The following is a 13,167-nucleotide window of genomic DNA, read 5'->3' on the forward strand; positions in this document are numbered from 1 at the left end:
GTTCCGCAGGCCGGTCCGGCGAACAGCCCGGCGGCCGGCGTCGGCCGCCCGCCGGGCCAGGACGCCGCGCAGGGCACCCACGGCCGGGCGATCAGCGTACGGACCCTCGGTCAGGGTGTGCCGTTCGCCGCCGACCCGCGCCCGCAGACCCAGACGCAGGCCGTACAGGCACAGAATCCGCAGGGACTGCCCGCGCAGGTCGCGGCGGGCGGTTCCGGGCGGCGCCGCCGGCTGAACCCGCCGCAGGCGCAGACCCACCTGGCGGACCAGGGCCAGGGCGCGGCCGACACGGCCGGACCCGGCGGTGAGGCGCAGGCCCGCCAGCACCCGCAGGCCGACCCGGACTCCGGCCAGTTGCCGGTCCGCAGGCCCGAACCGCAGCCGCCGCAGCAGCAGTTGCCCCAGCGGTCACCGCGGCCCGAGCCCGGCGAGGTCGAGCGCGCGGTCGAGGCCGCGCCGCCGCGCCCGGTAGTGCCGGCGGCGGCCGACGTACCGGCACCCGCGCCGCAGGCGCCCGGCCGGTCGTACGCGATAGGAGCCCCGGCGGCGGGCGCGGCCGAGGGGCCGGAGCCGCTGGACGGCCCGAACGGCGCGGTGGACGTCACCGACGTGGCCGACGACCGCCCGGACGAGCCGCTGGACGAGCCGCGCCGGCTGCTGGTGTGGCCCGAACCCGATGTCTCCACCCGGCAGGCGCTGACCGACCGCGGCTACCGGCCGGTGATCGTCCGCTCCCGCGAGGAGGTGGACGCGCAGGTCGCCGAGCCGCCCGCGGCGCTCTTCGTGGACCCGCTGACCGGGCCGATCACCCGGACCGCGTTGCAGTCGCTCCGCCAGGCCGCGGCCGCCGCGGACGTTCCCGTACTGGTCACCGCCGGACTCGGCCAGGCCACCCGCGAGGCCGCGTACGGCGCCGACCCCGCCGTACTGCTCAAGGCGCTGGCGCCGCGCGACAGCGAGCAGCACCCGCCGCGGGTGCTGCTGGTGGAGGGCCACGAGCCGATCGCGCAGGCCTTCGCGGCGACCCTGGAGCGGCGCGGCATGCAGGTCACGCACGCCGGCTCCGAGGCCGACGCGACGACGAAGGCGGCGCAGATCCACCCGAACCTGGTGGTCATGGACCTGATGCTGATCCGGCGCCGCCGGCAGGGCATCGTGGACTGGCTCCGCGGCCACGCCCGCCTCAACACCACTCCGCTGGTCGTCTACACCTCCGCCGACATCGACCCCGCCGAACTGCCGCGCCTCGCCTCGGGGGAGACGGTGCTCTTCCTGGCCGAGCGGTCGACGAGTACGGATGTGCAGGCGCGGATCGTGGACCTGCTGGGCAAGATCGGAAGCTGAGGCCGGGCCCGGTGCGGGCCCGGCCTGCCGGAGCGTGTCACAGGCCGCGCACGTCCAGCTCCCCGGAGCGTGTCACAGGCGCCGCACGTCCAGCTCCCCCGCCGCGTACGACGTGCGGATCACCTTCTTGTCGAACTTGCCCACGCTCGTCTTCGGCACCGCCGCGACGACCGCCCACCGTTCCGGTACCTGCCACCGGGCGACGCGCTCCTCAAGGAATTCCCGCAGGGCCGCGTAGTCCGCGGTCGCGCCCGACTTGAGGACGACGGTGGCCAGCGGGCGCTCGCCCCAGCGGTCGTCCGGGACCGCGACCACCGCCGCCTCGGCGACGTCCGGGTGGGCCATCAGGTGGTTCTCCAGGTCGACGGAGGAGATCCACTCGCCGCCCGACTTGATGACGTCCTTGGCGCGGTCGGTGAGAGTGAGGAAGCCGTCCTCCGAGACGGCGCCCACGTCTCCGGTACGCAGCCAGCCGTCGGGGCTGAACCTGTCCTCCGGGCGCAGGGGTTCGGCGCCCACGCCGCCGTAGTAGGAGGCCGCGATCCAGGGGCCGCGTACCTCCAGCTCGCCGACGGACACGCCGTCCCACGGCATCTCCGAGCCGTCCGGGCCGATCAGCCGCGCCTCGACGGACGCGGGGAAGCGCCCCTGCGTGATCCGGTACGCCCACTCCTCCTGCGGGGTCACCCCTGCGGGCGGCTGCGCGACCGTGCCGAGCGGGGACATCTCCGTCATGCCCCACGCCTGGCACAGCCGGACGCCCAACTGCTCGTCGAACGCCTTCATCAGCGCGGGCGGGCAGGCCGAGCCCCCGATGGTGACCTGCTTCAGCGAACTGACGTCCCGGGGCCTGGCGGCCAGTTCGGCCAGCAGCCCCTGCCAGATCGTGGGCACCGCGGCGGCGTGGGTGGGCCGTTCGCTCTCGATCATCTCGGCGATCGGGCCGGGCTGGAGGAAACGGTCCGGCATCAGCAGGTTGACGCCGGTCATGAACGCCGCGTGCGGCAGGCCCCAGGCGTTGACGTGGAACATCGGCACGACCGGCAGCGAGGTGTCGTGGCTGGTCAGGCCCATCGACTCGGCGGAGTTGACCTGGAGGGAGTGCAGGTAGACCGAACGGTGCGAGAAGACGACGCCCTTGGGGTCGCCGGTGGTGCCGGAGGTGTAGCACATCGCGGCGGCCTCGCGTTCGTCCAGCTCAGGCCAGTCGTACGTGTCGGGCCGCCCGTCGAGCAGCGCCTCGTACTCGTGCACCGCGGGACGGCAGCCGTCGAGCAGGGCGAGGTCGCCGGGGCCGACGACCACCAGGTGCTTGACCGGTTCGAGCCGCGGGAGCAGCGGGGCGAGCAGCGGCAGCAGCGAGCCGTTGACGAGGATCACCCGGTCGGCGGCGTGGTTGACGATCCAGGTGAGCTGGTCGGCGGGCAGCCGCAGGTTGAGGGTGTGCAGCACCGCCCCCATGGAGGGGATGGCGAGGTACGCCTCCAGGTGCTCGCAGTTGTTCCACATGAGGGTCCCGATCGGGTCGCCGCGGCCGACGCCCAGGTCGTCCCGCAGCGCGTGGGCGAGCCGGACCGCACGGACGCCCGCCTCGCGGAAGGTACGGCGCTGCGGCTCACCCTCCCCGGTCCAGGTGGTGACCGTGGATTTCCCGTGCACCCGCATTCCGTGGGCCATGATGCGGGTGACGGTCAGCGGGACATCCTGCATCGTGCTGAGCACACGGGCCTCCGGCGGGGGTTCGAGGGTCGGTTCCCGCGATTGTGGTGGCGTACCGGGCGGTACGTCACTACTCCGTACGGGATCGTTCTGCCTCGCGGGCCGGCGGCGCGGCCTGGTCGCGGCGTGATCACGGTGCGGTCACGGTGCCGTCACGCCACGCACAGCCCCAGTTCGGGATCGTCACGGAGCTTGCCGAGGGCGCGGGAGACGGCGCTCTTCACCGTACCGACCGAGACTCCGAGCGTCTCGGCGGTCTCCACCTCGCTCATGTCCTCGTAGTAGCGCAGGACGACCATCGCGCGCTGCCTCGGGGGCAGCCGGCCTATCGCCCGCAGCAGCGCGTCGCGCTGGGCCTGCTGTTCGGTGAGGTCGGGCCCGGCGCCGGCCGGCTCGGGCAACTCGTCGGTGGCGAACTCGTCCACCCGGCGCTTGCGCCACTGCGAGGTCCGGGTGTTGACCAGGGTGCGGCGCACATAGCCGTCGACGGCCCGGTAGTCGTCGATCCGGTCCCAGGCCAGGTAGGTCTTGGTGAGCGCGGTCTGCAGCAGGTCTTCGGCGTCGGCGGGGTTGGGGGTGAGGGAGCGCGCGGTGCGCAGCAGCGTCGGGCCCTTGGCACGGACATAGGCTGTGAACTGCGTCATGTCGGCGCTGGTGCACACGGGCGTGGTCATGGCTCAACGCTAGAAGCGCGGGGGCGTCTCGCGGATCGGCCGCAAGTGCCGAAACGGGATCACTCTCAGGTCGTAGGACGGGGGCTCTCCCACCACCCGAGGGCTGAGCCGCGGTGGCCGCGTCCCGGAGGGGATGTGCCTGATGTTCCCGGGGGTCTCGGGGTGCCGCGCTGGTATGGCACCACCGGTTGCCGGATCACGGGTTGCCGGATCACCGGTTGCCGCGCCACCGGTTGCCGGATCACGGGTTACCGCACGACCGGCTACCGGCTACCGATTACCCCGCGACCGGCTCCGATTACCAGTTACCGCGCGACCGCTGGCGGCTACCGGCCACCGGACCGCCGTTCACCGCACCACCGGCTACCGCGCGACCGGTTACCCCGCCACCGGTTACCGCGCCACCGGTTACCGCGCCACCGCGACCGGTGCGTCCACCGGGTCGCAGCCGATGGTGAGCTTCTCGCCGCCGCGGGACTCGGTGACGCTGCCCGTGTACCGGTGGATCCGCGCGTGCGGGGTCCACGCGGTGGCGGGCGGTACGCGTTCCCCGGTCGGGTCGGCCGGTACGCCCCGGCGCGCGTACCGGACCACGTCAGGCAGTTGCCCGTGCCGGCTCCACAAGTGCCTGAGTCAGCGATGGGGATGATGCCACCCCGCGCAGGCACGCCGCCGCCCGCTGCCCGTTGCCCCTGCCGGGGACGCTTCCGAGGCCTGGCACCCCTGTTCGGGAGGCGTCAGGGTGACTACGGCGCCTCGGCCCGGAGTTTTCCACAGACTGTGGACGAAAGATGCGCTCCCCTCTCTGTCACCGCGGCGGCCCCGGCCCGCACCGCCCACCGAGCCGCCGTCACCACGTCGTCCCCTTCCGCCAATCGCCAGGCCAGCGCCCCGGTGAACGCGTCGCCCGCCCCCGTGGTGTCCACCACCTCGACCCGCACTGCCGGAATACCGGTCGTGCGGCCGCCGGACTCCACCACGACCGCCCCCGCCGCCCCGAGCGTCACCACGGCCGACCGCACGCCGAGCCGCAGCAGCTCCTCCGGGACGGGCTTTCCGGAGGGTTCACTGCGAGGTTTCCCTGCGGGGTCCGCGTCGGCGTCCACCTCAGTCCTCCCGTCAGGTTCGGGCCGGGCCTCGGGTCCTCTCACGGACCTTCCCGCACCCTCCTCCTCGGGTTGCCCGCCTTCCTCGGTCTGCCCGCCGCCCCGACCGGCGAGCAGGACTCGCATCTCGTGTTCGTTGACCACCAAGGGATCGGCGTACGCGAGGACTTCCGCCGCGTACGGAGACTCCACCAGCGCCTCGGGCGGCGACGGATTGAGTACGAGGCGGGGCGCGCGCCGGGCGGCGGCGCGTACCGCCTCGACCGGGACCTCGCACTGCGCGGACACCACGCGTACGTCCGCGGTGAAGGCCGCCTCGACCTCGGCTGCGGTCAGCGTCCGGTTGGCGCCGGCAGCCACCACGATGGTGTTCTCACCGTCCTCCGCCACGGTGATCAGGGCGACCCCGGTAGGTGCCTCGTCCGTCACCCGCAATCCCGCCGTGTTCACGCCCGCCGAGCGCAGCTCCGCCGTCAACAGCTCGCCGTACCCGTCCCGGCCGACCCGCCCGCAGAAGGTGACCGCCGCCCCCAACCGACCCGCCGCCACGGCCTGATTGGCGCCCTTGCCCCCCGGGTGCACGGCCAGGTCCGCGGCGCCCAGCACGGTCTCACCGGGCGCCGGGTGCCGGGGTACCCGTACCACCAGATCGGCGTTGGCCGAACCCACCACCAGCAGGGTCTTCCCGCTCCCCGCGCTACCTGTCACCACGTCATACGCACCTCTCTCCTGCCGCTCCCGTCACTTGGCGGGCCGGACATGCCGCCATTCGCGCGCCCCGTCTCCCGTTGCGTCGCTGCGTCGCCGACCCCGTCCCCCGCCGAACAGGGTCGTCCGCGACGGCACCCGTCACGTCGCCCGTCACGTCACATGTCAGGTCCCCCCGGCCTTTTCTCTCGCAACGCCTCCGCCACCACGGTCATCCTCCCCCGAGCCGGCCGCACCCGCTCAACTCGTGCCGGACCCGGCAACCGCGCCGCCAGGGCGGCGCGGTTCCGAGCACGAGGTCCACGGACGCGCGGGGGCACAACAGCGGCGGACCGGTCCTACCGCACGTTCGCCGCCGCGGTGCGGGGCGCCCTGGCAGGGGCCCCGCACCGCGCGAGCCGCCAGGACGTCGCCGCCGTCGGCTCGTACGCGGTGAAGGCGAACCCGCCCCTACGTGACCGCGTACCGCTACGCGTAGAAGTTGCGCTCCCACCTGTGCTTGGCCGCCAGCGCGAGCTGCTCCGCGCTCAGCAGCTCGCCGTCGCTGACTGCCGCGTTGCGCTCGGCGTTGCGGACACTGCGCATGCCCGGGATCACGGTGGAGACGGCCGGGGAGCTCAGAACGAAGCGCAGTGCCGTGGCGGCGAGTTCCTCGCGGGGGATGCCGAGTTCGGCGGTGAGCGCGGTGACGTGGCGTTCGACCTCGGCGGGTCGGTCGCCCTTGAAGTAGTGGTTGCGGAAGTCGCCTTCGGGGAAGGCCGTGCCGGCGGTGACGTTGCCGGTGAGGCCGCCCTCGTCCAGGGGCACCCGGACGATGACACCGACCCCGTGCTCCTCGCAGGCGGGGAAGAGCGCGTCCGCCGGGGACTGGTCGAACATGTTGTAGATGACCTGCACCGTGTCGACGGCGCCGCTGCGAACCAGGGCCAGGGCGTTCTCCGGCTGGTGGTCGTTGATGGAGACGCCGAAGAAGCGGATCTTGCCCTCCCCCTTCAGGTCGGCGATGGTTTCCAGCCAGTCGCCGCGGCCGACCCACTCGTCGCTCCACACATGGAACTGCAGTACGTCGAAGTGGTCGAGTCCGGCGGCCCGCAGGCTGGTCTCGACGCTCTCCTTGATGTGCGTGCCGGGGAAGGTCTCGGCCGGGTCCAGGCCGTCCGGGGCGGGCCAGATCCCGTTCAGCGGCGGCACCTTGGTGGCCACCAGCACCTCGTCGCCGGCACGCTCGCGTACCACCCGGCCGACGATCCGCTCGCTTTCCCCGTACCCGCGCGCGGTGTCGATGAAGTTCACCCCGAGGTCCAGCGCGCGGTGCAGCGCCCGCAGCGACTCCTCCTCGCTCGCGCCGACCCAGCCGGCCTCACCGATGCCCCAGGCTCCGTAACCGATCTCCGACACGGAAAGGCCACCGCGTCCCAACGGGCGATACCGCATGCGACTTCCTCCAGCTCAGTACGTCAGTACGTCAGTACGTGGACGACCGGGCGCGTCGCAGGGCGCGCGCGGCCGGATCCGCATCGATCATTCGACGATAGCCTTACGAGGCCGACGGGTGCGGCGTATCCCGGCGCCGCTCCGCTACCCCCTCGGTGCGGCCGACGTGCCGTTCACGCAGGGCTCACGCCTGGTCACGTATCGGCACCGGTGCCGGTACGGCGGTCGTACGATGACGGTCGGCCCACCCCGTGCGGCACCGCGGGTGTGGTCGGTCTTCCTGCTCACTCCCTCCGCAGGCAGCCTCGTTCCTCGGCCGCCCACTCCGGAAGCTCGGGCGTCAGCCCTCCGGCGGGTGTGGTCGGTCTTCCTGCTCACTCCCTCCGCAGGCAGCCTCGTTCCTCGGCCGCCCACTCCGGAAGCTCGGGCGTCAGCCCTCCGGCCGGCCCCGCGCCCGCCGGCCGTCGGCACGGCTCGTACGGGCGCGGCGGCCCCTCCGTACAGGCCTCACCGGGACCCGCGATCGGCACCCCCACCCGTAACACCGGCCCCAACCGTCACCCTGGTCGACCGCCGATCTTTTCAAGAACCTCACAAGTACCACGCATGGTCTCCGAGCGGCCCTGTTAGCGTTTCAGGCTGCCCGGTCGCGGGCGAACGTGAGCATGCCACCAGCCCCCCAGGCCGCGCAGCCAACACAGAAAGACCGCGAATGGACTACTGCTTCTCCTGCCGCCGGACCCTCAACGGGGCCCTGGTATGTCCCGGGTGCGGCGCCTATGCCCCCGACATAGCCCCGCCCGCCACCCGCCACGAGAGCGGCGGCACCGCGGGCATCAGCACCATGGCCTGGGACCCCCACCGCCCGGAGCACACCGCGTCGCCCGACCCGTACGCGCCGTGGGATTCGGCGGACCACTCCTTCGATTTCCCGTCGCTGGACGGGATGGGCCACCACCGCACGGAGCCCCATCCGTGGGACGACGTGGATCCCCTCGCCGAATTCGCCGCGCTGGACGAGGCAAGCCGCTCCGCCGAGCGGGCACCGTGGGACAGGGCGGACCACCACCACTCGGACTTCGCAGCGCCCGGTGGGAGTACCGGCTACCTGGACCTCGAACCGGTCAGCGGCATCGGCCGCCCCGCCGGCGGACCGGTGGACGGTACCGGCCCCAGCGGTGAACTCGTCCAGCGGGACCACTCGGACAACCGGGAAATCGTTCCGCTGGTGGCCGCCTCCGGCGCCGCCTCGGTGCTCGACTCCGAGGACATCGCGCCCACCCTGCACAGCGGCCGGGCCGGCCGGCGCCGGCAGATGGAGCGCTGGCGGAAGAACCGTCGCCGTGCGGCGGCCGCCACCGCCGTCGCCCTTTTCGGCGGCGGCCTGACCGTAGCGGCCATGCCCTCGCACTCCTCGAAGGTCAACTCGGCGACGGCCCCGCTGGACGACCCGTTGCTCCCGAGTTCGCTCCACACGGACAACGCCGCCGTCGCCCAGCCCGACGCGCAAGCCCCGGCGCATTCCCGTACGGACACCGCTCCGCACCACAGCACCACGGTCACGCCGCACCGCACCGCCGCGGCGCACCCCGCTCAGGCCGTCACCCACGCCGCCGCCCCTGCTGCGGCGGTCGCCAAGGCACCGTCCTCACCCGTGGTCCGCGCCGCCGGCCCGGTCATCCAGACGGGCATCCAGTCGCCCCAGACCACCACGGTCACTTCCGTTACACAGCCCCAGCAGGCCGCTCCCCAGCCCGCGACCAACCCCACGCCGGCGCCTGAAGCCCAGCCCTCGACCACCCCCCAGCAGCCCTCCACTTCCCCGACCTCCACCCCGCCCCCGCCGGAGCTCTGTCTCCTCGTGCTCTGCCTCGGCTGACTCCCCGTATGTCGCGAGCCCGCGGTCCGGCGGCTCGGGCACGACGCCGAGCGCCGGGCCGGGTTCAGGGTGTACTGGCCGCGTCGCGACCGCTCCGGGTGCCATTGGGTGGTGGCGTCCGTACGCCTCCTCGCCGACCCCAGAGGAGGCGTTGCGCGGCGCCGTTCGGCTGCGGCACCGAATCATCCAGGGTGCGGCGGGGGCGTACGGCGGGGGCGCGCGCCGACCGCGTTCCGCCCCGCGCGGCGCGGCAGGTGCCGCGCGCCCGCGGGTAGGCCGAAGGGGCATCACTAGGCCCGGGCCCGGGCAAGCCGAGCGGACGCGGCCCCTGCGTCCGGATCGTTCCTGCAGCGGCGCGCTCCCCGGCGCCTGGAACCACACCCGCACCACCGACGTGCGGGCCTCCTGCAGACGGGACAGGAGAGGAGACGGACAGCCGTGCGTGCGATGCACCCGGCTGCCGCTCACGCGTGAACGAGGTGCCCGCGCGGGTTCCATCGCCGACGATATGCACCGTCGCGCTGACGACGCGCACGGCAGCACTCGCGTCCCGTGCCGTCTCAGGTACGTGATCACGTCTGCCCGGACGATGGATACGATGAGCCCGTGACAGAAAGGATCAGCTATGAGCGGTCTGCCGCGTGAACTGCGAGACCTGATCACGTCCGGTCCCATGGCGCACCTGACCACCATCAACGCCGACGGGAGCCCGCAGGTGACCGTCGTGTGGATCGGGCTGGACGGCGGTGATCTCGTCACTGGTCATATGGGGTGGTACGCGAAGCTGCGCAACATCGAGCGCGACCCACGGGTCGTATTGTCCTTCGACGCACCGCGGACGCCTGGCGTCTTCTTGAACGAGTACGCCGTGCTGCGGGCGCGGGCCACCGTTCAGCCGAGCGACGACGCATGGAATCTGCTCAACCGGTTGACGAAGGTCTACGTGTCCCCCGACGCCGAGTTCCCGGCGCCGAAGGGTCCCGGCTACATCGTGCGCTACTCCGTCGAGCGCATCGGCGGCGTCGGCCCCTGGGCGTCGACCTCGCGCTGAGCCGCGAGCATGGACAGCGAGACCTTCGGCGCTGACCCGTAACGTCGGACCGCATCGACCCGCAGGAGCATCTGCACGTCGATCACCGATCGGACCGGCGCACGGGCGCGACGAGCTCGATACCTAGGGGACGCCGCCACCACCTCGTCCGACCCGGACGCGATTCCGGGTCGGCGCGGAGGCCCCCTGGTGATGATCCCCTTACGAGCCGGCAGTTGATGTCTTGTGGGGCTCACGTCGCGCTGGCAGCGGCCCTGCGGTGACGGGCCGAACAACGGGCCGGTCAGATGCGGCATGCCGGTCCGCTACCACCCGGTGCGCGACGCAGCCCAGAACGTGCACCTCACAGCCCCCGTCGAGTACGCCCTGCAGTTGGTCGAGGACTCTGATCGAGCGCCATCACCGCTGGCCGCTGAGCGCCAATCCCTATCTGATCGTCAGCCCCGTCACCGTTATGCACGTCGACCATCCCGCCGTCGGCATCTCCAACTTCCAAGCGCTCCGCGACCGGATCGGAATCAACCTCACACGGCTTCGACAGGACCGATTCCTCGACGGGGCACGAGAGACCGCGGACCCGGTCCGACTGTGATGCGCTTGTTCGGCATCACCTCGCGCACCCGCGATCCACTACGTCCGCGCCGCCCGCCCCGAATGCTTTATCATCGACCCCACCCGGGCGTGAGCCTTACTGACGCCGCTGGCCAAGGACACAGAACTCGTTACCTTCGGGATCTGCCAATACAACCCACGATTGATCACCCTGGCCAATATCAACACGTTGTGCGCCGTGAGCCACAAGACGAGCCACCTCGGCGTCCTGGTCATCAGGCCTGAAGTCGAGATGCAGTCGGCTCTTGGCCTTCTTGCTCTCATCAAGCCGGACGAAATCCAACCCCGGCAGGCGATCCGGCTCCGGGCGGATCTCGAACTCCTCATCAGAGGAGTGGACCACAACCCAACCAAGAGCCTCGGCCCACCACTGCCCCAAGGCCACCGGATCTACCGAGTGAACAATTACCTGTTCCCATTCCAAAGTCATCCGCCGAGCTTAGACCTGCCAGAGCTTCGAAGAACAGGCACTCAGGTCTCACCATCGGGCTGAACCCAAGCGCTTTCCCCTCGCGGAGCCACCGCCACCCGCAGGTTCGGCACACACCAGCGTTCAGATTCCGCGAACCCGTTGGTTTCCACCTTCCCGTTCCGGTGCTGGGATGGGATACGGGCGAGACAGGGTGAGACAGCCTGAGGTCAGATGGGGTGTCTCTCAGTGAGAGACACCCCATCTGACCAGCGCGTTTTCTACCTGTGCGGAGGCTGTGGGATTTGAACCCACGGTGACATCGCTGCCACGACGGTTTTCAAGACCGTTCCCTTCGGCCGCTCGGGCAAGCCTCCTTGCGCGGCGCTCCGGGTGCCGGGGGCCCGGTGAGGGGCGGCGGGGTGGGGCGTCGCGGGAGACAGCTTAGTTGGTGGAGTCGCCGGTGCGGCTGCCGAGGGTGACGGTGGTGGCGTGGGAGGAGCCGTCGCGGGTGTAGGTGATGGTGGCCTTGTCGCCGGGCTGGTGCTGCCAGATCTCGCCGATGAGGGTCTGGCCGCTGTCGATGAGGGTGTCGTCGAAGCGGGTGATGACGTCGCCCGGGTGGAGGCCGGCCTTCTCGCCGGGGCCGCCGGCGGTGATGGAGCCGGACTCGGTGGAGATGCGGGCGCCGTCGCCGTCGTACTGGGTGTCGAGGCTGACGCCGATCAGCGGGTAGACCGGCTGGCCGGTCTTGATGAGCTGGTCGGCGACGCGTTGGGCCTGGTTGATGGGGATGGCGAAGCCGAGGCCGACGCTGCCGCCCTGGCTGCCGGGCTCGCTGTTGCCGGCGGGCTGGATGGCGGAGTTGATGCCGATGACGGCGCCGTTGGCGTTGAGGAGGGGCCCGCCGGAGTTGCCCGGGTTGATGGAGGCGTCCGTCTGGATCGCGCTCATGTAGGAGGCGCTCGAGCCCTGGCCGTCGCTGGAGGCGACGGGGCGGTGGACGGCGCTGACGATGCCGGTGGTGACGGTGCCGGAGAGGCCGAACGGGGCGCCGATGGCGATGGTTGCGTCCCCGACCTGGGCGTCGTCGGAGTTGCCGAGCGGCAGCGGGGTGAGCTTCACGCCGGCGGCCTTCTTCAGTTTGATGACCGCGACGTCGTAGCCCTGGGCGCGGCCGATGACCTCGGCGTCGTATGTGTTGCCGTTGGAGAAGGTGACGGTGAGCTTGCCGCCGTCCGCGGCCGGGGAGACCACGTGGTTGTTGGTGAGGATGTGGCCCTGCCGGTCGTAGACGAAGCCGGTGCCGGTGCCGCTCTCCTGGCTCCCGTTGGCCTTGATCGTGACGACGCTGGGCAGCGCCTTGCTGGCGATGCCGGCCACGGAGGTGGGGGCGCGGTTGAGCGCCTTGGGGTTGTTGGACGCGGAGACGGTGGTCGAGCCGGAGGAGTTGTCGTTGTGCTCGGCGGCCCAGTAGCCGATGCCGCCGCCGACGCCCCCTGCGACCAGCGCGGCCACCAGGACCGCGGCGACCAGGCCGCCGAGGCCGCGGCGCCTGCCGCCACCGTTCGGCGGTACGGGCACGGGCGCGCCCCACACCGGGCCCCCGGCGCCCCCCGAACCGTGCCCGTGCTCGGTCTGCGGCGCACCGGACGCGGGGTACGCGGAGGACGCCGCGTACGAGGGCGTCGCCGGCACCGCGAAGGGGTCGGGGTTCTGGCTCTGCTGCCCCCCGGGGGCAGCGGCGAACGCGGCCGGCCGCTGCGCCTCGTACGGTGACGGCCCGTACGGTGACGGCGGCCCCACCGGCGGCGGCGCCGGCACGGGCGGCGGTGCGTGCACCGGCAGCACCTCCGTCCGCGGATCGGCGGGTGCGGGAGGGTCAGCGGGGGCCGGAGCGGAGGAAGGAGCCGGCGGCGCCTTCAGGACGGGGGGAGTAACGGGGCCCGCCGAGGCACCACCGGATGCCGCACCCTCGGGTGTGGCATCCGCCGACTCCGCAGCCGGCTGGGAGGACCCGGCTTCGTTCTCGGTGCTCACAGCGCATTCTCCTCAGTCAGGGTCAGGACAAGGTGACAAGGTAACGGGTGCACAACAGGATTTCCCACGGCGTGTCGGACCGCCGTAAGCGGTCCCTGTGCGGACCTCGCGCAGTACGCGCCACCAGGTCCTCGCACACCGGGTACGAGCCCCACGAAGCCGCACACCGCTGAGCCCGCACCCGTCGCGCG

At 72.1% G+C, this 13,167-nt stretch carries 9 protein-coding genes, 1 tRNA gene and 1 pseudogene; 3 read left to right on the forward strand and 8 right to left on the reverse strand.

What is annotated here, in order from left to right; all coding sequences use genetic code 11:
- Positions 1 to 1,344 (forward strand): annotated as a pseudogene (locus VIW71_RS05075) (hypothetical protein); the annotation flags it as partial.
- Between the two features lie 72 nt (positions 1,345 to 1,416).
- Here VIW71_RS05075 and VIW71_RS05080 read toward each other — a convergent pair.
- The 5 genes from VIW71_RS05080 to VIW71_RS05100 form a co-directional block, all read right to left on the reverse strand.
- Positions 1,417 to 3,066, reverse strand: a complete 1,650-nt coding sequence (locus tag VIW71_RS05080; RefSeq protein ID WP_331620747.1) for a long-chain fatty acid--CoA ligase — start codon at positions 3,064 to 3,066, stop codon at positions 1,417 to 1,419.
- Positions 3,067 to 3,215: 149 nt separating this feature from the next.
- Entirely contained in the window at positions 3,216 to 3,737 is a 522-nt protein-coding gene (locus VIW71_RS05085) for a SigE family RNA polymerase sigma factor (RefSeq protein WP_331620748.1), read from the reverse strand.
- Between the two features lie 408 nt (positions 3,738 to 4,145).
- A complete protein-coding gene (locus tag VIW71_RS05090) occupies positions 4,146 to 4,331 on the reverse strand; it encodes a hypothetical protein (protein WP_331620749.1) in 186 nt (61 codons plus the stop codon).
- A gap of 152 nt (positions 4,332 to 4,483) precedes the next feature.
- Entirely contained in the window at positions 4,484 to 5,554 is a 1,071-nt protein-coding gene (locus VIW71_RS05095) for a ribokinase (RefSeq protein ID WP_331620750.1), read from the reverse strand.
- A gap of 465 nt (positions 5,555 to 6,019) precedes the next feature.
- Entirely contained in the window at positions 6,020 to 6,985 is a 966-nt protein-coding gene (locus VIW71_RS05100) for an aldo/keto reductase (RefSeq protein WP_331620751.1), read from the reverse strand.
- Between the two features lie 712 nt (positions 6,986 to 7,697).
- Between VIW71_RS05100 and VIW71_RS05105 the strand changes: the two genes are divergently transcribed.
- Positions 7,698 to 8,864: an SCO2400 family protein gene (locus tag VIW71_RS05105; RefSeq protein ID WP_331620752.1), complete on the forward strand. Its 1,167-nt coding sequence runs from the start codon at positions 7,698 to 7,700 to the stop codon at positions 8,862 to 8,864.
- A gap of 625 nt (positions 8,865 to 9,489) precedes the next feature.
- The gene (locus tag VIW71_RS05110) at positions 9,490 to 9,915 is read left to right on the forward strand and encodes a PPOX class F420-dependent oxidoreductase (protein WP_331620753.1); all 426 of its coding nucleotides are present in this window, start codon (positions 9,490 to 9,492) and stop codon (positions 9,913 to 9,915) included.
- A gap of 688 nt (positions 9,916 to 10,603) precedes the next feature.
- Here VIW71_RS05110 and VIW71_RS05115 read toward each other — a convergent pair.
- The 3 genes from VIW71_RS05115 to VIW71_RS05125 form a co-directional block, all read right to left on the reverse strand.
- Positions 10,604 to 10,957, reverse strand: a complete 354-nt coding sequence (locus tag VIW71_RS05115; protein WP_331620754.1) for a VOC family protein — start codon at positions 10,955 to 10,957, stop codon at positions 10,604 to 10,606.
- Between the two features lie 269 nt (positions 10,958 to 11,226).
- Positions 11,227 to 11,313, reverse strand: a tRNA-Ser gene (locus VIW71_RS05120).
- Positions 11,314 to 11,380: 67 nt separating this feature from the next.
- The gene (locus tag VIW71_RS05125) at positions 11,381 to 12,976 is read right to left on the reverse strand and encodes a S1C family serine protease (protein ID WP_331620755.1); all 1,596 of its coding nucleotides are present in this window, start codon (positions 12,974 to 12,976) and stop codon (positions 11,381 to 11,383) included.
- Between the last annotated feature and the right edge of the window lie 191 nt (positions 12,977 to 13,167).

Origin of the sequence: Streptomyces sp. (assembly GCF_036524955.1) — a bacterium.
Lineage (GTDB): Bacteria > Actinomycetota > Actinomycetes > Streptomycetales > Streptomycetaceae > Actinacidiphila.